This is a genomic window from Microvirga roseola, assembly GCF_020866965.1.
In the GTDB taxonomy this organism is placed as follows: Bacteria; Pseudomonadota; Alphaproteobacteria; order Rhizobiales; family Beijerinckiaceae; genus Microvirga; species Microvirga roseola.
Window position 1 is genome coordinate 15,962 of the sequence record NZ_JAJATX010000038.1, and the last position, 22,666, is coordinate 38,627.

The following is a 22,666-nucleotide window of genomic DNA, read 5'->3' on the forward strand; positions in this document are numbered from 1 at the left end:
TCCGCACCTGTGCATCAGTAGATGGCAGCGTAGCGGGCGCAGAGTTCGTCCGCATTCAGTCCATCCACAAGTTCGATCTCCTTCCGCTTCATCGCAAGATAGCAGTCAAGGAAATCCTCGGAGAACCACCCGGTGACCACCTCGTCCTGTACCAGGCGGTCCAGCGCCTCCGGCAGGCTTGCCGGCAGACGGCGGACGCCGAGGCGCTCCTGGTCAGCCTCCGAAAGTTCGGACGGGTCGGAACTGATCAGCGGCGGATCCTGGAGACCGGCTTTGATTCCCTCTAGTCCTGCCTTCAGCACCACTGCGAGCGACAGGTGCGGGCTCGCGCAGGCGTCGACTGCACGGTACTCCATATTCATTTGCCTCGAGGGATCGCGTCCCGGTAGATCAAGTGTTGGGCAGATGCGCAGCGTCGCTTCCCGATTCCTCTCTCCAAAGCAGGTATATGCCGCGCTCCAGTGGTGAGGAACCAGCCGAAGATATGACAGAACCGAGGGCGCCGTGAAGGCGATCAGGGCCGGGAGGTGCCTTATCACGCCCGCCGCGAAAGCCCCCGCCGTTTGGGAGATCCGTCCCGGCCTGGACGCATCGAAGGTGACGGGCGTTCCTGCAAGGTCTGTGAAGCTGAAATGGAGGTGCACGCCATTGCCAACCCCGTCGGGTTGGGTCTTCGGCGCGAAGCTGGCATTCCACCCGAACAGCGCAGCCACCTCCTTGGTGATCGCACGGATCGTGATGCCGCGGTCGGCCGCCTCCAGGGCCGGGGACGGACTACACGTGATCTCGAACTGGTCTTTGCCGTACTCGGGAAGGAATGTTTCAGGCTCGGCTCCCGCCTCTCGGAGCGCCTGCATCAGCAGGGGGGCGAACGGATCGGCTCTGCGCTGGGCCCGCAGTCCGAAGGAGGGAGCATGCGGCCAATCGACCCCAAGTAGTTGGAACTCCTGTTCGACGGCGGCGACAACCTTCAACCCCACCTTCTCGTATTCTTCGAGAGTGCGTTTCAGGAAGCTCCGGACGCAACAATCCCATGCCTCACCCTTAAGATCCGTGATGTCGGAATGGTAGAAGTGCAGCGGCGATACCCCAGGCAGGCACGTAACCCGTGCCTTACTGTTTGGGTCTGCCATCAAGCGGAGGTCCCCGGACGACCCCCATGGATTCGGGTCGGCGATCACGTCGAACGGTGTTAGAGCCAGATTGGCTGGCACCCAACCCACCCCCTTGCGCAGGTACTCGTCTGTTTGCGCAGCATCGAAGCTGCGCCCGCGCGTGATGCCGGCGATATCGGTGGTAACGAACGTTGCGAGTTCCATCGTCTCGGGAGCCGTTTTGGCTGTTGTTATGTCGGTCATGGGTTGTCTTCCTGTAAGGATGCCGCATTCCGAGCGCGGTCTAGCGCAGGTTCCGAAGGCGCTTGACAACTGTGTCGGTATCAGTGGCCCAGCAGTATCCGGAGTACGCCCTCAGCGCCCCATCATGCCGCTCCTGGCTGTAGGTAGCGCAGGCATCGGTGACCACGGTGACGAGATATCCCCGGTCCGCTGCATCCCGGACGGCCATATCCACACACTGGTCGGTGATCACTCCTGCGATTATGAGATAGCGCGTATCCAGGTTGCGCAGCACGTAGTCGATGTTCGTCGAATTAAAGACACCCGATGACGTCTTCGGAAGGACGATCTCGTTCTCGATGGGTGTCAGCTCTTCTAGAATTCTTCCCTCTGGCGCGCCTCGTGGCACATGCATCCCGGAAAGCTTGTGGTCGAGGGAGCGGTCGCGGCCATCAATCGTGAGGCTCTCGATCACGGTGTGGAGCACGTTGCAGCCCGTCCGGCGGCCAGCCTCCAGAATACGCATCTGGTTCGGGATAACGATCTCACGCAGGCGTCGATGATAGTAGCTATTCCCATCCTGCGGGTGAGTCGGGTCGAGGTTCGGCTCGCACCAGATTCGCTGCATGTCTACGAAAAGTAGGGACGTCCTGCCGGCCTCGTAAAAACTATCTCGGTTTAGCAAGTCATTCCCGAACTTGACTGTGATTCCACTCATCTCTGTCTCTCCGCATTATTGACGCTGTCCGCTGGAGGAACTGACTGCTTCCCGTCAATCAATGGATTGAGGGCGTCTTCCGTGATGGCATAGGTCCGCCGAAGCTCTTCCAGCCGCTCAATTCGCGATCGCGACTGGCGGTCGAGACGAGTTGTCAAGGCCGCAATCAAAGCTTCAGTCTGAGCAACCGCCGGAACCATAGTGTCGTAGGGGGAGGCGGTGTCGACGGACGTGGTCAGTGTGATCTTGGCAAATTCAGAGATTGGCGAGACCCACCGATCGGTAAAGAGCACGATCCGGGCTCCCTGCTCGGATGCCTGACGGGCGAAGCGAAGGGTGCTCACCTGGTAGCGGCGATAGTCATAGACGAAGAGAACATCGCGCTTCCTGAGATCGACGAGATGATCGACTTGGTCGGCTTGGGTGCCGTTTATCCAGTATGTATCGCCGCGCAACTGCCTCATATGCGCCCAGAGTAGTCCCGCAAGGTAGCCGCTGAAGCGCCCGCCGAGGCAAAAAATCCGGGCGTTAGGGTCCGCTGCCGCCTCAATGGCCGCCTCGAAGTCTCCGGAAGGCACCATCTGCATGGCAGATTCGAGCGCATGAATGCTGGCCTGGAGGAAGTACTGGTAGAAATTTCTCTGCTCGGGCGACGGCTTGCGCTCGTCAAGCATGGACAGAGGCGAACTCATGCGCTCCTGGACTTCGCTGAGGAGCGCTTTCTGGAAGTCCGGATGGCCCTCGAAGCCGAGCCTGTTCACGAAGCGCAGAACGGTCGGATTGCTCACGCCCGCCGAAGCGGCCAGGTGTGCCACCGTATTTAAGCCCGCCGCCGGATAATTGGACAAGAGTTGCCGGACGATCTTCAGTTCAGCGCGCGTGAAGACCACGGTCCCGTCGGTTAGTCGATCCCGGATTGACACTACCTGAGCCTCCCAGTGGCGGCGCAACCGCTTCTAATATTCGTTACATTTTCAGTAAATCAATCACGAATTTTGAACAAGATTGACATTCCGTCTCTAGCGGGTAACGTCGATTAGGGAACTGACCCGAGACAAAGCAGGCCGGGTCCGCAGTTGAGGATGCAGGATGGTGCGCGCCAGGCGTGAAACCGTCATCGGGATCGTCGTAACCTCGCTGCCGATAGTGGCGGCAGCCATCATTGCGGCGCTCCTGTTCCCGGGAGGCGGGGAGCGCATCATTGCTCTATTCTCGATCTACTTGGTCGCCGTCCTCGGCATAGGCATCTATGCGGGAAATTCGGGTATCGTGTCGTTCGGGCATGTGGGTTTCATGGCCATTGGGGCCTACGCGTCAGGCCTGCTGACTATCAATCCAGTCATTCAAAAGACCTCGCTGCCTCACCTGCCGCAGTGGCTCGCGGATATGCAGTTGCCGTTCATTCCGGCCCTGGCCGCCGCCCTGCTGGTCGTCGTATTCGTCGCCGTGCTGATCGGGATACCGATCGCCCGGCTCGGCGGCTCGGCAGCGTCAATCGCCACACTTGGCTTCCTCATCATCGTCCATGTCGTTCTCGTCGCATCGACTAATTTCACGCGAGGGAGCCAGACATTCTTCGGAATCCCGAGGGCGGTTGGTCTGTGGATGGCGCTGCCCTTCGCGATCGGAGCAGTAGCAGTGGCGCGGATCTACCGGGATTCGACGGTTGGGTTGAAGCTGCGAGCCTCCCGTGAGGACGAGATCGCCGCGACCGCGGTTGGCGTCAATGTCCGGCTCCACCGTTTCGTGTCGTGGGTGCTGGGTGCAGTGCTCGCCGGGGTGGCCGGCGCCTTGCTCGCGCACTTCATCGGTGCATTCTCTCCCAAAGATTTTTATTTCAACCTGACCTTCATGCTGCTGGCGATGCTTATCCTCGGCGGCGTCACCACGGTGTCCGGGGCCGTCGGCGGCACTGCACTCATCATGGTTTTGGTCGAGATGCTACGGAAATTCGAAAGCGGCCTGGACCTTGGTCCAATTTCACTACCGACTGTCTTTGGATTGACGGACATTGGCGTCGGCCTTGCGATTCTCGTAGTTATGTATCGCCTCAAGGACGGCCTCTTCGGAGTCCGCGAACTCGACGAACGCCTGAAGTTCCTCCGGCGGTTCACCGAAAACCCAAACGGCGTCCGAAGCGGCTCCCCCGAAACCCACATTTCGCCACCTACCGGTGATGGAGCACTTCGTATCGAAAACGTGAGTAAAACTTTCTCGGGCCTGGTCGCCCTTGAGAATGCCAACTTTAACATTGAGCCCGGGATGGTGATCGGACTCATTGGGCCGAACGGGGCAGGTAAGTCGACTCTCATCAACAGCATCTCGGGCATTGTGCCACCGTCCACCGGCCGTGTGCTAATCGATGGTAGAGAGATCGCCTCCCTTCCGACCCACGCAGTGCCTGTCGCTGGCCTGGGTCGCACTTTCCAGAACATCCGCCTGTTCAGGAATCTCACCGTTCTTGAGAATGTTGTAGTGGCCGCAAGTGCGGTTCGCAGGCACGGCGAGGACCCCCGTGACGGAGCGCGGCTGGCACTCGCCGAGGTAGGGCTGGGGGAGTACGTTGATCAACTCGCAGGGGAACTCAGCTATGGTGCGCAGAGGCGGCTCGAGATCGCCCGGGCGCTCGCCCTCAAGCCGCGCTATCTGCTGCTCGACGAGCCTGCGGCCGGCATGAACCCAGCCGAGACCGAGGATCTCATGCACGTGCTCGATCGTATTCGCTCTCGATACCGGCTCGGCCTCCTAGTTGTCGAGCACGACCTAAAGCTGATCATGCGCCTGTGCGACAAGGTGGTCGTCCTGAACAAGGGGCAACAGATCGCAGTCGGCGCACCGGCCGAGGTCCAGTCAGACCCAGCTGTGATCGAAGCGTATGTCGGGCGCCGCCGCCCTGCGGTGTCCGGGCTGGATCCCCGTCCGAAGAATGCAGCCTCGCTATCGGCGGGGCGCAGCCTCCAGCATCCTGCATTAAAACCAGAGGGAGACTTGGGATGAAGTCGAAGATCAAAGCACTTTGCATCACGACGATGCTCAGCGGAATGGCCCTGTCGCCGCTTCCTGCAACCGCTCAGGAACTCCTAATCGGACTGGCCACGGCCCAGACAGGCAATCTCGCACCCTACGATCAGCCCTCGCTTAAGGGTCTCGAGATGGCAGTAGAGGAAATCAACGCCACGGGCGGCATTGCTGGCAAGTTCCCGATCAAGCTCATCATCAAGGACACGCGCTCCGACGCCGCCCAGACAGCGCTTGCTGCCCAGGAACTGATCGACCAGGGCGTCAATATTATGATTACACCGTGCGACGCGGATCCGTCGATTGCTGCGGGCCAAATCACACAGGCGGCTCAGATCCCCACATTCTCCTTCTGCGCGACGACACCGACTATGCCAATTGCAGTCGGCGACTACATGTTCGGGAACTATCCTGCCGACAATGTCCAGGCCGCTGTTCTCGCCAACCACGCGATCGAGCAGGGGTACAAGAGGGCCTATATCCTAAAGTCGCCCGACAGCGCCTATACCCTGAAGCTCCCCGAGTACTTCGCCACCAGCTTTAAGGCCAAGGGTGGCGAGATCGTCGGTGAAGGTACATTCAGTATGGGCCAGCAGGACTTCGGCGCCGAGGTCACCAAGATCAAGGCCCTCAACCCTGCCCCGGACGTGATTATGACAGCCGCCTACGAGCCTGACTTCCCGGCATTCATCCGGCAGCTGCGCAGCGCGGGTGTCGACACGCCAATCTTGGGCAGCGACGGCATTGATTCCCCGACCACGTTCGGTCTCGGGAAGCTCGTCGAAGGCGTCGTGTTCACGGCGGCGGGCTTTGCGACTGAGGGAAGTCCACTCGCAAAATTCAATGCGAAGTACAAGCAGAGGACGGGGCAGGAGCCCGATACGAACTACATCGCGAACGGCTATGACCTCGGAAAGGTAATCGAGGCGGCCGTAACGAAGGCGGACGGAATCGAGCCTACTGCCATTCGCAATGCAATCGCCTCGCTTGAGAAAGTCCCTGGGGTGACCGGGCCCATCACTTACGTCGGCACACAGGGCATGCCCCTCCGCTCCGTCGCCCTCGTACGCATCAAGGATGGCGGCCGTGAATTAGTCAGCCAGGGTGTTCCTGCTGCAGCCGACGTTCCGGCCCCATAATCGCGCCTCGGCCCGTCCCGGGGCAAAGCCACAATGGGCCCGGGACGGGACGCCGTGCGGGAGCCGCCTCCATCGGTAAAGGCAATGCCAAGGAAATGGCACGATGTTGCTTAGCTTGAATCCCTTGCCGGAGGCGATACTCGACGTCAGGGGCCTGAAGGTAGCATACGGACCTGTCGAGGCGCTGAAAGGTATCGACCTTAGCGTCCGGAAAGGACAGATCGTGACGCTGCTCGGTGCCAACGGTGCTGGTAAGAGTTCGACACTAAACGCTATCGTGGGCCTTATCGGAAAGAAGGCAGGAAACATCCTCTTCAAGGGTCGGGATGTAGCCTCGCTCTCTCCGGAGAGGATTGTCCGGATGGGCATGACGCTCACACCGGAGGGCCGGCGCATCTTCCCGAGCCTTAGCGTGGATGAGCACCTCCTGCTCGGCGGAGCAGCGCATTCGTCACGGAGTTCCATCCGCGAGGTTCGTGAGGACATGCTGGAACGGTTTCCAATCCTTCGGGAGAGATTGCACCAAAAAGCAGGCTCTCTTTCGGGAGGTGAGCAGCAAATGCTGGCCATTGCACGTTCGATGATGTCGTCCCCGGAGCTCCTTCTCATGGACGAACCGTCACTCGGACTCGCCCCACAGGTGGTCGACCTGATTTTCGACCTGATTATCGGGCTTCGCGACCGCGGCCTAACAATCCTGCTAGTCGAACAGAATGTGTCCCTATCTCTGGAGGTCGCGGACTACGGGTACGTTATGGCGAATGGCCGCATCGTGCTCTCGGGGACGGCCGATGAGCTCCGCAATTCAACTGAAGTACAGGGCGCCTATCTTGGCGCGTGAGCGGGAGAGGGATCAATCCAATGGACATGTTCCTGCAACAGCTCGTCAATGCGCTCAGCCTTGGCGGAACCTATGCACTCCTGGCCCTCGGCCTGGCAGTGGTCTTTTCCATCATGGGACTGATCAACTTCGCACATGGTGAGCTGATGACCGCAGCTGGTTACGGGCTCATTTTCTCGCTCCTGCTCGGCGTGCCCTTCGCCTTAGCGCTTCCTGCTGCCGTCGTCGTTGCCATACTGCTCGCCGTCCTTATGGAACGTGTCGCATTCCGGTCAGTGCGCGGGGCCAGCGGCACGACCTTACTTCTGACGAGCTTCGCTGTCAGCGCTATCATTCGGGTTCTCTTCCAGAACTTCATCTCCGCTCGGCCGATGGCGGTACGAATCCCGATGGCCCTATCGGGAACCATTGAGATCGCCGGGCTGCACCTGGGCATAATCCAGGCGATCTCGATCCTCGTGACGATTGCTATGCTTGTTGGCCTCAACCTATTCCTCCATCGCACGGTGCTCGGCCGTGCGATGCGTGCTGCGGCAGAGGATTTCGCAATCGTCCGCCTCATGGGCATACGGGCGAATGCCGTTGTGGCGACTGCTTTCGCCATCTCCGGTCTGCTCGCGGGCGTTGCAGGGGTCCTGTGGGTTGCGCAACGAGGGAGCGTAGACCCGCTGATGGGTTTTCTGCCGGTCCTGAAAGCTTTCATCGCAGCCATAATTGGGGGTCTCGGTAGTCTATCGGGAGCTGTCGCCGGAGGATTCCTACTAGGGTTCACTGAGGTCTTTCTTCAGGCTTTCCTCCCGGAAAGCCTTCTTAGCTACCGTGATGCCTTTGCCATCATTTTGGTAATCGCGGTGCTGCTTTACGCGCCGCAGGGACTTCTCGCACGCAGAACGGTCGTGAAGCTCTGAGAGGGAGCCTCACCCGCTTGTCAGTCCGGGCGTGGATGGATGTAGCGGGAAGAGATCGGCAATCCTGCTATGACCGGGTATGCAGCCGAGTTTCGGAGACGACCTTCTCGTCACGCGGATAACTCAGTCGAGAGTTTGCTCAAAGAGGCGCAGCACCTGCGGACTTGCCTGCGCCCTGCGCATCCGAAAATTGCGAGACTCTCATTGTCATCCGCTCCTCCCAATCCACAGTCCCATCCCGCGAGGGTATCGCTTTGCTGACGTTACTCATCCCCGTCTCGCCTGTGGAAGCCAGGCACAATTCAATGAACACTCAGTTTTGGCGCTTGCTTAGCTGGCACCACAACCAAACCGGCAAACTGTCTTTGATAGAGCCGGTATTAGCCTGAATCGCCGCAAAAAAGACTTGAAACAAATAGAGAACATCCGATGCTAATATAGGGAGAGCATCCTCGTCAGTGGTGCCATCCAGCGATAAAGTCGGAGGCTCAGGATTTTTTCCTGGCAGGCGCCATGAACCAGATGAGTCGACCCACACCAGTTGAAAAGAGGTCAGTCCTCGAGACGCTCGCGGGTTCGGTCGAGCGCGTCACCTTCCACAATCCCGATAATGGCTTCGCCGTCCTTAAAGTCCATGCCCGGGGCAAGCGCGACCTCATTACTGTCGTGGGCCACACCCCGGCGGTGTCGGCCGGGGAGTGGGTTACGGCCAGTGGCCTCTGGATCAGCGACCGTACGCATGGGCTGCAGTTCAAGACTGAGGTGCTTAAGACCACGCCGCCGACCGGAGCCGAGGGCATCGAGAAATATCTTGCCTCCGGCCAGATGCGCGGCATTGGGCCAGCCATGGCCAAACGCATCGTGGCCGCCTTTGGGATAGATACCTTCGAGATCATTGAGGCTGCCCCTGAACGCCTGACGGAGGTGCCTGGGATTGGCCCCATGCGCGCCTCCCGCATCGTGGCGGGCTGGACTGAGCAGAAGGCAGTGCGGGAGATCATGATCTTTCTTCACGCACACGGGGTCGGCACAGCGCGGGCGGTGCGCATCTTCAAGACCTACGGCTATGAGGCCATCCAGGTTATGACGGAGGACCCATATCGGCTGGCCAAGGACGTGCGCGGCATCGGCTTCCGGACCGCCGATGCCATTGCGGCTAAGCTCGGGATGGAAAAGACCGCGCCGCAGCGTATCCGTGCGGGCATTTCATTCGCACTGCAGGCAGCCACCGATGAGGGACACTGCGCATTGCCGGTAGAGGCGCTGACCCGTCTGGCCGAGCAACTGCTCGAGGTGGATGGGGCGTTGATCCGCATAGCGATAGTCGAGGAGCTTTCAAAAGGCGACGTCGTCTCGGACACAATCGGCGGCGAGACCTGCCTCTTCCTGAAAGGGCTCCATCTAGCCGAGCAGGCGATTGCGTCCCGACTGATCGAGCGTGCGTCTGGTCCAGCACCCTGGCCGGAAATCGACCTTGACAAGGCTATTCCCTGGGTGGAGAGCCGCACAGGCAAATCCCTCGCCACTTCGCAGCGCGAGGCGCTGAAGCTGGTGCTCGGTTCAAAGATGGCGGTGGTGACCGGTGGCCCTGGTGTCGGCAAGACGACCCTGCTCGACACGGTCCTGCGCCTGCTGATCGCCAAGGGCGTCAAGGTGGCGCTGGCGGCTCCGACAGGACGGGCGGCCAAACGCATAACCGAGCAGACCGGCATGGACGCCAAAACCATTCACCGCCTGCTGGAGATCGACCCGAAGCACGGTGGCTTCTCGCGAAACGAGGAGAACCCGCTCGACTGCGATCTCTTAGTGGTTGACGAGACCTCGATGGTCGACGTGCCGCTGATGAACGCTCTGACTAAGGCCATCCCGCCGCAAGCAGGTTTACTGCTGGTGGGCGACGTGGACCAGTTACCCTCTGTCGGGTCAGGGCAGGTGCTGGCCGATATCATCGCCTCGGAACGCATCCCGGTCGCCCGCCTGACCGAAGTGTTCCGGCAGGCGGCGGAAAGCCGGATCGTGGTGAACGCCCACCGCATCAATAAGGGCCAAATGCCCGAACCGCCGAAGAAGGGGGAAGAAAGCGACTTCTACTTCGTGGAGATCGCCGATCCAGAGGAGGGCGTGCCTAAGATCATCCAGATGATCCAAGAGCGCATGCCGCGCCGGTTCGGCCTTGATCCGATGAAGGACATCCAGGTACTCTGTCCCATGAACCGCGGCGTTCTGGGCGCTCGCAACCTGAACATCCAACTCCAGGAAGTGCTCAACCCCAACCCTCCCGCCAAGGTGGAGCGATTCGGCTGGCGGTTCTCGCCGGGCGACCGGGTGATGGAGACTCAGAACGACTATGACCGGGAGGTATTCAACGGCGATCTGGGGACCGTGGTCCGGATTGACGATGACGAAGGAGCGCTGATCGCCTCGTTCGATGGGCGAGAAGTCTCCTATCCCTTTGGGGAACTCGACACCCTGGTACCTGCCTATGCGACCACGATCCATAAATCTCAGGGCTCAGAATACCCCGCCGTCATTATTCCTGTCGTGACGCAGCACTTCACGATGCTGGCCCGCAATCTGCTCTATACGGGTGTCACCCGCGGCAAGCGACTGGTCGTGCTGGTGGGCCAGAAGAAGGCAGTGGCCATGGCGGTTAGAGGCGGGCGGACGAAGAGACGCTGGACGAAACTGCGGGAATGGCTAGCAGCCCTCTGATCAACAGCTCAAACCTCCTTTCTCGTAACGCGTCCGAAGTGTGGAGCTTCAACGCCATACGTAATCCTAAGATAACATAAGCCAGACCATGCCCCTGCTCGCATACACCCACTCAGGAGAGCCGCTTATTGCTCCACTGATGACCGATGACGAATGGGAGCAGTTGCGAGTAACGCGAAATCGCAATGCATGGATGCCATATGGGAAAGGGCGGGCTATCCCAAAGACATCGTGTCTTGGAACACGCTTCTTCGCCCACCCTCCTGGGCAAGCTCCCGAGGGAGCGAAGGAAAGTGACCTTCATCTCTACATCAAGGCACAGAGCCTGATTGGTGCCCGAGCTGCGGGTTGGGATGCTCTGCCAGAGCAATCTGGGACGACACCGGATGGTCAGGATTGGCGGGCCGATGTCCTGTGCCGCCGGTCTGGAAGACCCTGGACCGTCGCCCTTGAAGCTCAGGTTCAGCTCCAAGGTGAGGACGCCTACCGGCAACGGCAAGAGCGCTATGCGAGATCAGGAATTCGCGCCCTGTGGCTGGTCGCTCACGAGCCTGCAGCCCTGCACCATTTTTGGCTCAGGCCTGACCCGCATCTACCTGCCTTCAAAACCATGACCTGGAAGGATCAGGATGGCCAACCTGGAGCGTACGTGCATATCGACCACCTGTCGCTCAGCATCTCCGACTTCGTCGCCGGTGCACTCACCGGACAACTTCGGTGGTATGAGAATGGCCGACATAGGATTATCCTACTTGTTCTTCGTGAGGACCAATGTTGGCACCGCACATGCCGAAGAAGGATCCTCCTAGCCTACAGGGCCGAAGCGCCGCAGGGGAGGCGCCTTGAAGTTGAGGTGGCCCAAGCGATGCAGGGCTATGCAGACGCTTACGCGAAGGCTCAAGCAGCCCTTCCTGATCTTGCTGAAAGCCCATGGGCCTCCAGAAGGGATCTGGCATCGCGCTGTCCACATTGCAATCGAGAGATCCGGTATAAACGCGAGGACTGGGCAGGCCGGAGCGCCACTTATAAGTTGCCAATCGGCATCAGTATTCCGGAGCAGGAAAGCAACATCGGCCTAGCACCACCACATACCCGATGGCACTGGGGGCCTCAGTCCCGGTGGCCCCACTGGGCTCCCCTCGGCGGCGTTGGCCCGATCTCCCACCAGCCTCCTGAGATGCCGCCGAGGCGGGGAGGGCCTAGGACAGGTTAATGTACGTTGAGCGCCGGGGTTATTGCGGAAGTCACAGGTCCTGCCTCCGGGGTAAGAACCCTGCAGCCGCGCAGGGCTGTGGCAAACTATCGGCAATCAGGAGATCCTTCATGCTGCACGTTCTGGCCTATATCACGGCAAAGCCCGGTATGCGCAAGACGGTGCTCCGGGAGTTCCGGGCGAACATGCCGGCCGTGCATGCCGAAGAGGGCTGTATCGAGTACGTTCCTGTTATCGATCTTCCGGCATTCGAACCTTCCCAAACCGAGCTTGGGCCGGACACCTTTGCCGCGGTAGAGAAGTCGGCGAGCCCTGAAGCGCTCAAGGCGCACGCAGCCGCCCCACACATGCTAGTTTATGCCGAAAGGGCGGCGAACATGATTGAAACCCGCATGATCCACATCCTCTCACCTCTCTAGAACCCTGCCTGACAGTCCCTGCCGAGGCGCGCTTCGATGGATCGGCATACCGCAGGGTCACCCGTCAGCACCTCCCGATGTCCTCCCCAACTGCTGGAGCTCTCCTTTGATTACATTCTACTACAACCTTGCTCCGAACCCGATGAAGGTCGCTCTGTGCCTAGAGGAGATGAAGCTCCCGTATGAGCTCAAGCCCGTGGATACACGCAAAGGCGAGCAGCACCAGCCGGACTTTCTAGCCATCAATCCGAATGGCAAAGTGCCTGTGATCATCGACCAGGATACCGGCGCAAGGGTCTTCGACTCGAATGCAATCCTGCTCTATCTCGGGGAGAGGACCGGACGGTTCCTACCCGACAGCACACCGGTCGCGCGGGGTGAGCTTCTCTCTTGGCTAATGTTCATTGCGACGGGTATTGGCCCATTCTCAGGCCAAGCCGTACATTTCAAGCACTTTGCGCCTGAGCCTAGGGACTATGCCGCCAACCGTTATCTGTACGAAGCGAAGCGGCATTACGGCATAATCGATGCGCATCTGTCCGGGCAGCGCTACATGGTGGGTGAGACTTACACCATCGTCGATATGGCCCTATGGGGATGGGCACGCATGGTGCCGTTCATCTTGGGCGAGAACGCATGGGGCGACTTCCCGAACCTCAAGCGTCTTTTTGACGAGATCAGCGCTCGCCCGGCTGCACAGTCGGCTGCTGCGTTGAAGGAGCGGCATAGCTTCAAAGCTGAGATGGACGACGAAGCACGCCAACATATGTTCCGACATTTGGCCGCCGCGGCTACCTGATTTCTCACGCATGCCCCGTCGGATGCTGAAAATACGGCACCAGATGTGGCGAACGACCCAGGTGCGAAACTACTAAGCTGGCGTTACGTCCCGCAGAATGTCCGATAGACGCGCTGGTGCGGTTCCGGCGGTTCGGAATAATGGGCGAAAGCTGGTTGATCCTCATAGGGATTCGAGAGAACCATCAGAAGCTCCTCGAACGGAGCAAAGTCGCCCTGCACCACTGCAGCTTCAATCATCGCCTCCACTCGGTGATTGCGCGGGATAAAGGCTGGATTCACCGCTCGCATGACAGTTTGGCGCCTGACACCGTCTTGCGGTTCAAGGCTCAAACGCTCGCGCCAGCGGGTGACCCAGGCATCGTAAGCGATCGGATTGATGAAGAGGTTTCGGACAGCCTCATCCCCTTCGGGTCCAGCGACAGCATCGCTCAACCTCCGGAATGTCATGGTGAAATCAGCCTGGTTCTCAGCCATCGCCTTCAGGAGATCCCCGGCGAGTGCCAGGTCTTCCTCTCGCTCCGTCAGCAGCCCAAGCTTGCGCCTGAGCCCCGCATGGTAGGCCGCCTCGAACTTACTCGAGAACGCTTCGAGCGCCTTGCTCGCTTCAGCCATGGCGTTCTCCTGGTCCTCGGACAGGAGCGGCAGAAGCGTCTCCGCCAGCCGGGTCAGATTCCAGAGGCCGATGCGGGGCTGGTTACCATAGGCATAACGTCCCTGCCGATCGATGGAGCTGAAGACCGTCGCGGGATCATAGGTATCCATAAAAGCACACGGGCCGTAGTCAATCGTCTCGCCCGCGACGGACATGTTGTCGGTGTTCATCACCCCGTGGATGAAGCCGATGTGTAGCCAACGGGCAATAAGATCTGCCTGGGCGGCGATAACCTGGTCCAGGAACGCGCGGTAGGGTTGATTGCTTTCGGCAGCCTGCGGATAGTGCCGGCCGATGGTGTAGTCCGCGAGGAGGCGCAGCCCTTCCACATCCTGCCGGGCTGCGAAGAACTGGAATGTGCCGACACGAATATGGCTCGACGCCACCCGGGTGAGCACTGCCCCAGGAAGTGGCGTCTCGCGGACAACCGTTTCTCCGGTCAACACTGCGGCGAGCGCACGCGTTGTCGGCAGCCCAAGCGCGGCCATTGCCTCGCTGAGGAGATACTCACGCAGGACAGGTCCCAACGCCGCCCGCCCATCGCCGCGGCGCGAGAAGGGTGTTGGACCTGAGCCTTTGAGCTGAATGTCGCGGCGAATGCCGTTTCGATCAACCACTTCTCCGAGGAGAATAGCGCGGCCGTCGCCGAGCTGCGGCACAAAGTGTCCAAACTGGTGTCCGGCATAGGCCATGGCGATGGGCTCTGCCGCATCCGGAACTCGGTTCCCGCACAGAAACTCAACTCCATCAGGACCGGAGAGGCGATCAGGGTCGAGGCGGAGGCTTGATGCGAGATCCTGGTTCAGACGAATGAGTTTCGGAGCCGTGACCGCTTCGGGTTCTAAGCGTGCATAGAACCGATCAGGCAGGCGCGCATAGGTATTGTCGAAGGGGAAATGAATTGTCATGGTCCGGGTTCACCATCAGGACCACGTGAAATCGTATTGGGCGCCTCAAAAAACAAGAGTCAGACTTCGAAATCCATACTGGATTCAAGGCGCTCGCACTAAAACCTTGTATAGCTCATCTGCCCACACGCAATTGGGGGCAGACCACCCACTCCACGGTCTTGCTCCCTCTCACATACCTTAAGCATTAACGATCTGGCGACCCGCAGCCTCTAGTCTGCCCCGCTGGGTGCCACGCGTGGGCCTGTCCTGTTGGCGGCGGAGGTTGTAGAAATGCGAGGTCAGGCTGACCTTTTCTTGGACTACGGCGCACCGCCGGGTCAGATCGAGACGATGCCCGCCGGTGAGATCGTCATTAATGCAAAGCATCGCGGCGAGATCTTCAGGGCTCCTGACTGCGAGACCGCTACCCGGATGCTGGAGGCCACAGGCGACTATCGGGTTCTGCGCCGATTGATACCACGCCCTACCGTAGTATCCCGCACCGCTCGCCAGGGCGAGAAGACTGCCGTTATCCTGGACACCGAAACTACCGGCCTGGATCACACGAGAGACGAGGTCATCGAACTTGGCATGGTCGCCTTCACCTATGATGAGGAAGGCCAAATCGGTGACTTAATTGGGACGTTCAATGGCTTGCGCGAACCGAGCATCCCCATCAGTCCTGAAATCACCCGCTTAACTGGTATCACCCTCGACATGGTCGCTGGCCAGATGCTCGATCTCGAAGCGGTTGAGCGTTTCATAGCACCGGCGGAGTTGATCATCGCGCACAACGCCCGCTTTGATCGGCCCTTCTGCGAGAGCTTGTCCAAGGGTTTCCACGTCAAGGCTTGGGCCTGCTCTCATTCCGAGATCTCCTGGAGCATGCTCGGATTCGAGGGGTCGAAGCTGGGCTATCTCCTGACACAGTGCGGCTGGTTCCACCAGGGACACCGCGCAGTTGAGGACTGTCATGCCCTGCTGGAGGTATTGGCCTCCCCCCTGCCATCGGAGGCTGGTCTCCCTTTCAAGCACCTTCTCGCCTCGGCTCGGAAGTCGCTCCTGCGCATCTGGGCGGAGAGCAGCCCGTTTGACATGAAGGACGTGCTGAAGGCGCGAGGCTACCGCTGGAACGACGGGACCAACGGACGCCCAAAATCATGGTGGGTGGAGGTTGAGGAGGAGGCCGGCGAGGCGGAGCTCGCGTTCCTTCGACGCGAGGTTTACCGGCGCGACGTCGAGCCTTACACCCAGAAGATCACTGCCTTCGAGAGATTCCGATCAGCACACTAAGCGGCACCTGCCCGATCTGTATACGGCTGGCCTCAACCGTAGCTTTTCAGCCTTGAAATCTTGACCGTTTGCCGCCATCTCATCGCCCGCCGGAGTAACAAGGTTCATCTCACGCCATGACAACTGCAGATACCACCGCCCCTGAGAGTCACTCCTTCGAGGCTGACGTCGCCAAGCTGCTGCACCTGATGGTGCACTCAGTCTACTCCGATAAGGACGTGTTTCTGCGCGAGCTGATCTCGAATGCGGCTGATGCCTGCGAGAAGCTGCGTTACGAGGCGATCTCCACGCCAGCTTTGCTCGGCGATGACCCCAAGGCTCGGATCACGCTGCTGACTGATGCCGAGAACCGCCGTCTGACCGTCGAGGATAACGGGATCGGGATGAGCCGCGGGGAGATGGTCGAGGCACTCGGTACCATCGCACGCTCGGGCACCAAGGCCTTCATGGACCGAATTCGGGCGGCCCAGGAAGGCGAAGGGGCTCAACTCATCGGGCAGTTTGGCGTCGGCTTCTACTCCGCTTTTATGGTGGCCGACCGGGTCGACGTTGTCTCATGCCGTGCTGGTAGCGACGAGGGCATAATCTGGTCCTCAGATGGTAAAGGATCGTACACGGTCGCGCCCGCAGCACGCGATGAGGCGCCGGCACGCGGCACGCGGGTGATTCTCCACCTGATGGAGGATGCCGCGTCCTACACCGAGCGCTACCGGCTCGAGCGCATCGTGAAGGAGCAGTCGGGCCACGTCCCTGTGCCGATCTCACTTATCGAGAAGCCTGGAGCGGAGCCGCAGGAGGTCGCAGACGGTGCCGCCCTTTGGATCAAGCCGCGCTCTGACATCACGCCTGAGGAGTACACCGATTTCTACCGCAGCGTAGCCGGCCAGTTCGATGAGCCGGCCCTGACGGTGCATTTCCGGGCAGAGGGGCGCCATGAGTACACGGCTCTGGTCTTTGTGCCAGGCTCAACGCCATTCGACCTGTTCGATCCCGATCGTCATGGGCGGATGAAGCTCTATGTGAAGCGGGTCTTCATCACCGATGAAGCTTAGATCCTGCCACGCTACCTGCGTTTCGTACGTGGGCTCATCGACTCGGCTGACCTGCCGCTCAACGTCTCGCGCGAAATGATCCAGGAGAGCCCACTTCTAGCCGCGATCAAGAAGGGCGTGACCAGCCGAGTTCTCCGGCATTCGGTAGCAACGACCACCAAGAAACAGGCAAGTGCCTAGAGGGACAAGGAAATTCCACGCTTGTGGTCATGGAATATTCGGAGCCCTCGGCAAGGGAGCGGTTCCAGCGATGCCAATCGTGGGAGCGGCCACTTCAGCAGTTTCGGTGCCTCAAAGGTCTCATGCCGACCTGAAAACGGCCCTTCCTTTGTTCGGCTCCACTTCTCAGTTTGACCCTAAGACGACCTTCCATAGGGCAAGAGCGAAAGACGTGATCAATGTGCTCAGACGGATGGTTCACGCCTTTGAGGGAGAGTGCGACAATTCTGGCACCGGGGAGCAACGAGTTACCCAAAGCAATGATGTCGGAGGGGCTGGCGAACTCTTTGAGGCACGAGGCGAGTGCCGTTGTACTTCCGTTCGAGCACGTCGCATTTCCCGTTTGCGACAACCAGATCGCTTACGCCAGGGACAACCTCTTTCTGAATCCCTCGTATCAGCCTTGTCCCTTACACAGCGAACAGCACAGAGGCATTCACGCCTCCGAAGCCAAACCCGTTGGACATGGCGTAGCGCACCCGCTTCACCCGGGTAGCCTGCGCCACGAGATCGAGCCCTTCGGCGGCCAGATCGGGATTATAAAGGTTCAGGGTTGGTGGCAGCATCCCGGTGCGAAGTGCTAGGATCGTGAGGACAGCTTCCACTGCGCCTGCGGCTCCGAGCAGGTGACCCGTTGCGGATTTGGTAGAGGTGATGGCCGGCCCGTGTCCGTTACCGAACACCGCCTTCATGGCTGCGAGTTCCCCCGCATCTCCGACTGGCGTCGATGTGGCGTGGGCGTTGAGATGGCCCACCTGATCGGGGCTGAGTTGAGCCTGCGCGAGTGCCGTGCGCATCGCCCGTTGTGCTCCCGCCCCGTCCTCCGGAGCCGCCGTGATGTGGTGGGCATCGGAACTCGTGCCGTACCCGACCAATTCGGCCAGGATAGTGGCACCGCGGGCCATGGCATGGTCCCGGCTTTCAAGGACCAGGGACGCGGCTCCTTCACCCATGACGAAGCCGTCACGATCGCTGTCGAAGGGTCGTGATGCGGCTGTCGGATTGTCGTTGAAGTTGGTAGACAAGGCTCTCGCGGCTGCAAAGCTGCCCAGGCTCACGCGATCGATGCACGCCTCGGATCCGCCGGCCAGGACGACGTCCGCTTCGCCTGCACGGATCAGCCTCGCAGCATCCCCGATCGCCTGGACGCTGGCGGCGCAGGCGGTCACGGGGGCTCCGAGCGGGCCCTTGAAGTGATGCCGGATCGAGACTTGGCCGGCGGCAAGGTTGGCCAGGAAGGAGGGCACGGTAAACGGCGACAGGCGACGAATGCCTTGTGTCTCCGTCGTCCGCGCGGCACTGATGATGGTTTGGAAGCCGCCGATGCCGGAGGCAATGACAGTTGCGGTCCGTTCCTGTTGCTCCTCTGTTTCGGGCCTCCACGCTGCCTGTGCGAGGGCCTCGTCGCTTGCCGTAACGGCGAACTGGATGAAGCGGTCCATCCGCTTCTGGTCGCGGCTTGTGATGGAGTGGTCTGGGTCGAAGCCACCCTCCGGGTCTTCGTTGATCGACGGCACCACACCGGCCACCTTGTTGGGCACGTCGGGGACGACCTCGTCCGGGAGGCGTCGTATCCCTGACTGGCCTGCGACCAGTCGCTTCCAGACGATCTCGGTTCCACAGCCAAGGGGCGAGACGATGCCCATTCCAGTTACGACGATGCGCATTGCGGTATAGTCCATCTTGGTGGCAGGTAATGCTGCATATACAGGATTCGTTGCGGAAGACAAACCATGGATACTGAAACGTTGGCGCTGAGAGCGATGAACGAGTGCCTTGGCTATCAAGCACTCCGGACAGCCCGTATCTTAAGCCGCTACTTCAACGATGCTTTCAAGGCGGTCGGGTTGCAGGGGACGCAGTTCTCCCTGCTGGTGACGATCCGCTCGCACCCCGGCACGTCTGTCGCAGCGCTCGCCGAGCTGTTGGCGACCGATGCCTCGACCCTTGTGCGCAACATCGCAGTGCTGCGTGCCCGTGGCTTGGTGCATGAGGACGCGACGCGGGGCCGAACCGGGAAGCGCCTCAGAACGACGCCGGAAGGCGACCGGTTGCTGGACCAGGCTCTGCCAATCTGGAATACGGCCTTCGAACGGCTCAAGGAGAGCCTTGGGGACGAGTCCACGGCGAAGACCCTTGAGTCGTTGAGGACGTTGGAGAGGGCTGCCGACCGGCCTTCACCCGCAGACTGACGATCGCTTTGCCGATTATGAGCCGCACATTTTTAGAGGTAGCGAGCCTTAAGGTCAGCTCATGCTCCTCCAAGGAACGTCCGCTTTCGATGGCAGTCCAGCCATTTCAAGGGGACAGGGACACTCCGTGACAGAGCTAGATCTTACAGATTCCGATCGACTCCGGCCAAGCTTCCTGGCATAAGCGTGGCCATGCAAAGGCTCATACGACAGCTCTGACCCGAAACGCCCGACCCCGACCGGGGTCGCCAAGCGTAGCCGCTGTCCTAAATACGGCCACTCCCGGCCGCCGGAGCCCGAGCATGCCTCTCGCCATCGTTCCCATGGAGTTCACGATCCCGACCATCGTCGGGGGCTGTGAAATACCATGCTCGTACATCTTCCGCCCCGGGGAGGTGCTGAGCGATGAGCGAGCACTTCCTCCTCTCCCGCCTCGCCAGGGATCTCCCGGTGACCAAGGTCATCCGGATGAGCGAGGACGCAGCCTACAACTGGTTCCGGTGCGCCCGCTGGCCTGAGACCAAGGGCAAGCCGTACTGCCTGCATTGCGGCGTGATGGAGTGCTACGTCCTGACCCGACGGCGCTTCAAGTGCAGCGGCTGCCGCAAGGAGTTCAGCGTCACCTCGGGCACGATCTTTGCCTCCCGGAAGCTGCCGTTCCGCCAGATCCTTGCGATCATCGCGCTCTCCGCCAATGGAGCCAAAGGCAAGGCAGCGCTGGAGCTCTGCCGTGAGATCGGGGTCCAGTACAAGACGGCCTGGGCCAACCTCATGAAGCTCCGAGAGGCTCTGGCGGCCCGCCGGGACGACACCGTCCTTGAGGGCGAGGTCGAAATCGATGGGCTCTATGCCCTCGGCCATGTCCGCCCAAAGAACCGCAAGGAGGAACGGGTCGACCGTCGCCTTCCTGAGAACCAGTCGCCCGACCGGGTGGTCGTGATGGCCATCCGCGAACGTCGGGAGGGCGGCAAGTCCGTCTCGCGGATCACCCGAGGCGAGAACGCCGACTGCGCCTGGGACATGGTTCGCCAGCACGTCGCGCCGAGTGCTCACCTGTTTGCCGACGAGCATGCAGCCTATGACGAGCTCGTCGGCCTCAACAACCTCACGCGCGTGAACCATCAGGTGGCCTACCAGCACGGCGAGGGCATCTCGACGAACCAGATCGAGAGCTTCTTCGCGCGTGTGCGGCGGGCTTACAGGGGCGTCCACCATCGCTTCTCGGTGAAGTACCTGGACTGGTATATCGCCGAACTATCCTGGCGCGAGGATCGCAGCCGCGTCGGCAACCGCGGGCAGACGCTCGAGATGCTCGGGCGTGCCTTGGCCCATCCGACATCACGGAACCTCTGCGGCTATTGGCAGGGGATCAAGCCGCCTGACCTGGTGTGGGAGCCCCGCAGGACCTAACGCGCGATCTCCCAAAGGTTCTTGCGTCCGTCGACGGTACCGACCTGGCGGACGCGTTCGCGCTTCACCAGGGAGCTGAGGCCAGCCGAAATGTGCGTCACGAACCGCGGAAGAGCCGGATCATCGGCTGCCACTCCGTGTTTCGCGACAATCCGGTTCGTGCAATCGGCAGAAGAAAGCGGTTCGCCAGCCTCGCGGAGAACCTCGAGGATCGCCGCCGACTTGTTGAGTTTCACCAAAGCAGCCGGAAGCGGCGCCTCTTGCCTGGCGAGCTTTTGGTTTGCCCTTGCTGCCGATGAATCCCTGTGCGCTGGGTCGTAGATCGCGATCACCTGATCAATGGCAGCAACTTGCTTCTTGATCGTTTCGATCCTGAGAGCCAACTGCTCCATCTCACCAATCAACTCAGTGCGCTTCCGCTTCAATTCCTCTGCAATACCCACGTTTGTCCGCTCCAGAAATGGAGCCGGACGCTAGCAGAAAGCCTGGTTCCAGTCTGGTGGCGTTTGCTACCGAATGCCGGAGTTCTCGGTGAACTCGATAAACCCGCCCAGAACGATGCCGAGACGTACATCAGGGTGTGGGAGACCTTCGGGCCGGTGCTAAAGGAAGGGCTTTACGAGGATTTTGAGAGGCGTCCGTCTCTCCTCGGCTTGGCCCGGTTCAAGACCACGGCTTCCGGTAGCGGGTGGCACTCGCTCAAGGACTATGTTGGCTCGTTCAGGGAGACCCAGACTGCGATCTATTACATGACCGGCACTGATCTCACTCGGCTCGAGGCCTCGCCGCAGCTTGAAGGCTTCCGAGCGCGCGGCATTGAGGTATTGCTGCTGCCCGATCCGGTTGACAATTTCTGGGTCACGGCCGGTATCGAGTACGATGGCAAGCTGCTCAAGTCAGTTACTCAGGGCGCCGCGGATCTGACGAAGATCCCACTGATTGAGGCTCACGAAATTGTGGATGCTCCGGCAACTGAGGCGGTGATTGGCTTCATCAAATCCGTCAAGGCGGCCCTTGGCAATTCCGTCGCCGATGTCCGTGCCTCTGAGCGGCTGACAGAAAGCGCTGTCTGCCTCGTAGCACCTGAGACTGGCATGGACCGGCAGCTCGAGCGGCTCCTAGCACGGACAGGACAACTGGGGGCGGCAGCAAAACCAGTCCTTGAGATCAATCCGCGCCATGACCTCATCGCCGCCTTGGCAAACCTTGGAGATACGGAACAGACACTCCGTGAAGATGCGGCCCATCTTCTTCTGGACGAGGCACGAATCATGGATGGCGAGTTGCCGGAAGACGCAAAGGCATTTTCGCAAAGGCTGGCGCGGGTCATGCAGCGGTGCGTTCCGAACGGATAGACTGAAATGATCATACGCGAGAGCGCAGTTGCAATCGCCACGCCTCGCTGGGTCCAGCAAGACGTATGCCTACCACTCGGCCCCTCATCGCCGGTGACACCATGGCAGCCTGTTCTTTACCAAGGAACACGAGAGAGTTTGGCTCCCTGGAGAGGACAGGTTCGGCCGCGTTGATGTGTGAGTCAACGATGCCACGCCACCTTGTCCATCGGGCGCGATCTGCCGCCAATGTCATAGAGGGCTTGATCTGGTGCCAGGTTTCGTGGGAACTCGGCCTGCATGACAGTGCCTCAGCATATTCTCGTCCCAATCTAACGCAGTGCGCGCTGACCCACACGGTGGATCGTCACCACTTGCAGGATCGGCACACACTTGCGTCCATGGCAGAAGGTACAGGGATATGGGGAGGATGGGGAATGGAGGCGGCTCTTCCGCGGGGTGCGCCGTAGCAGGTCTAAAGCAGATTCGATTTAGACGGGCTCATATCCGCATTTCCT

General features: G+C 60.3%; 17 protein-coding genes and 1 pseudogene. 12 read left to right on the forward strand and 6 right to left on the reverse strand.

Annotated elements, in window-relative coordinates; all coding sequences use genetic code 11:
- Positions 1–14 precede the first annotated feature (14 nt).
- Genes LG661_RS17670 through LG661_RS17680 form a run of 3 tightly spaced genes read right to left on the reverse strand, consistent with a single transcriptional unit; the run spans position 15 to position 2,945 of the window.
- Positions 15–1,358: a glutamine synthetase family protein gene (locus LG661_RS17670; protein ID WP_230533200.1), complete on the reverse strand. Its 1,344-nt coding sequence runs from the start codon at positions 1,356–1,358 to the stop codon at positions 15–17.
- A 40-nt stretch (positions 1,359–1,398) separates the two neighbouring features.
- Positions 1,399–2,055: an isochorismatase family cysteine hydrolase gene (locus LG661_RS17675; protein WP_230533201.1), complete on the reverse strand. Its 657-nt coding sequence runs from the start codon at positions 2,053–2,055 to the stop codon at positions 1,399–1,401.
- Positions 2,052–2,945 (reverse strand): MurR/RpiR family transcriptional regulator, encoded by an 894-nt coding sequence (locus tag LG661_RS17680; protein WP_230533202.1) that lies wholly within the window; start codon positions 2,943–2,945, stop codon positions 2,052–2,054. The genes LG661_RS17675 and LG661_RS17680 overlap by 4 nt, the downstream gene beginning before the upstream one ends.
- Positions 2,946–3,144: 199 nt before the next feature.
- Between LG661_RS17680 and LG661_RS17685 the strand changes: the two genes are divergently transcribed.
- From LG661_RS17685 to LG661_RS17715, 7 genes are all read left to right on the forward strand, one after another.
- Positions 3,145–5,052 carry a branched-chain amino acid ABC transporter ATP-binding protein/permease gene (locus LG661_RS17685; protein ID WP_230533203.1) on the forward strand — a complete coding sequence of 636 codons (1,908 nt, stop codon included), beginning with the start codon at positions 3,145–3,147 and terminating at the stop codon, positions 5,050–5,052.
- The gene (locus LG661_RS17690; RefSeq protein WP_230533204.1) at positions 5,049–6,212 is read left to right on the forward strand and encodes an ABC transporter substrate-binding protein; all 1,164 of its coding nucleotides are present in this window, start codon (positions 5,049–5,051) and stop codon (positions 6,210–6,212) included. The genes LG661_RS17685 and LG661_RS17690 overlap by 4 nt, the downstream gene beginning before the upstream one ends.
- A 103-nt stretch (positions 6,213–6,315) precedes the next feature.
- Positions 6,316–7,053 carry an ABC transporter ATP-binding protein gene (locus tag LG661_RS17695; protein ID WP_230533205.1) on the forward strand — a complete coding sequence of 246 codons (738 nt, stop codon included), beginning with the start codon at positions 6,316–6,318 and terminating at the stop codon, positions 7,051–7,053.
- A 20-nt stretch (positions 7,054–7,073) separates the two neighbouring features.
- Positions 7,074–7,961 (forward strand): branched-chain amino acid ABC transporter permease, encoded by an 888-nt coding sequence (locus tag LG661_RS17700; protein WP_322098889.1) that lies wholly within the window; start codon positions 7,074–7,076, stop codon positions 7,959–7,961.
- 513 nt (positions 7,962–8,474) lie between these two features.
- Positions 8,475–10,673, forward strand: a complete 2,199-nt coding sequence (gene recD2 / locus LG661_RS17705) for an SF1B family DNA helicase RecD2 (protein ID WP_230533206.1) — start codon at positions 8,475–8,477, stop codon at positions 10,671–10,673.
- A 1,323-nt stretch (positions 10,674–11,996) separates the two neighbouring features.
- Positions 11,997–12,305, forward strand: a complete 309-nt coding sequence (locus tag LG661_RS17710; RefSeq protein ID WP_230533207.1) for a putative quinol monooxygenase — start codon at positions 11,997–11,999, stop codon at positions 12,303–12,305.
- Positions 12,306–12,411: 106 nt separating this feature from the next.
- Positions 12,412–13,104, forward strand: coding sequence for a glutathione S-transferase family protein (locus tag LG661_RS17715; protein ID WP_230533208.1), 693 nt, complete (start codon positions 12,412–12,414; stop codon positions 13,102–13,104).
- Between the two features lie 83 nt (positions 13,105–13,187).
- Here LG661_RS17715 and LG661_RS17720 read toward each other — a convergent pair whose 3' ends face one another.
- The gene (locus LG661_RS17720) at positions 13,188–14,666 is read right to left on the reverse strand and encodes a protein adenylyltransferase SelO (protein WP_230533209.1); all 1,479 of its coding nucleotides are present in this window, start codon (positions 14,664–14,666) and stop codon (positions 13,188–13,190) included.
- Positions 14,667–14,939: 273 nt separating this feature from the next.
- Between LG661_RS17720 and LG661_RS17725 the strand changes: the two genes are divergently transcribed.
- Together LG661_RS17725 and htpG are read left to right on the forward strand one after the other, a co-directional pair.
- The gene (locus LG661_RS17725; RefSeq protein WP_407666740.1) at positions 14,940–15,941 is read left to right on the forward strand and encodes a 3'-5' exonuclease; all 1,002 of its coding nucleotides are present in this window, start codon (positions 14,940–14,942) and stop codon (positions 15,939–15,941) included.
- A gap of 116 nt (positions 15,942–16,057) precedes the next feature.
- Positions 16,058–17,128 (forward strand): annotated as a pseudogene (gene htpG, locus LG661_RS17730) (molecular chaperone HtpG); the annotation flags it as partial.
- Positions 17,129–17,622: 494 nt separating this feature from the next.
- Here htpG and fabF read toward each other — a convergent pair.
- Positions 17,623–18,879, reverse strand: coding sequence for a beta-ketoacyl-ACP synthase II (gene fabF / locus LG661_RS17735; RefSeq protein ID WP_268995485.1), 1,257 nt, complete (start codon positions 18,877–18,879; stop codon positions 17,623–17,625).
- A gap of 66 nt (positions 18,880–18,945) precedes the next feature.
- Here fabF and LG661_RS17740 point away from each other — a divergent pair, with 66 nt between their 5' ends.
- Together LG661_RS17740 and LG661_RS17745 are read left to right on the forward strand one after the other, a co-directional pair.
- Entirely contained in the window at positions 18,946–19,404 is a 459-nt protein-coding gene (locus tag LG661_RS17740) for a MarR family winged helix-turn-helix transcriptional regulator (protein ID WP_230533211.1), read from the forward strand.
- A 405-nt stretch (positions 19,405–19,809) separates the two neighbouring features.
- The gene (locus tag LG661_RS17745; protein WP_230533212.1) at positions 19,810–20,814 is read left to right on the forward strand and encodes an IS1595 family transposase; all 1,005 of its coding nucleotides are present in this window, start codon (positions 19,810–19,812) and stop codon (positions 20,812–20,814) included.
- Here LG661_RS17745 and LG661_RS17750 read toward each other — a convergent pair.
- On the reverse strand, positions 20,811–21,257 hold the full coding sequence (locus tag LG661_RS17750) for a hypothetical protein (protein WP_230533213.1): 447 nt from the start codon (positions 21,255–21,257) through the stop codon (positions 20,811–20,813). The two genes, LG661_RS17745 and LG661_RS17750, sit on opposite strands and share 4 nt — an antisense overlap.
- Before the next feature lie 63 nt (positions 21,258–21,320).
- Here LG661_RS17750 and LG661_RS17755 point away from each other — a divergent pair, with 63 nt between their 5' ends.
- Positions 21,321–22,169: a hypothetical protein gene (locus LG661_RS17755; RefSeq protein WP_230533214.1), complete on the forward strand. Its 849-nt coding sequence runs from the start codon at positions 21,321–21,323 to the stop codon at positions 22,167–22,169.
- The last annotated feature ends 497 nt before the right edge of the window (positions 22,170–22,666 follow it).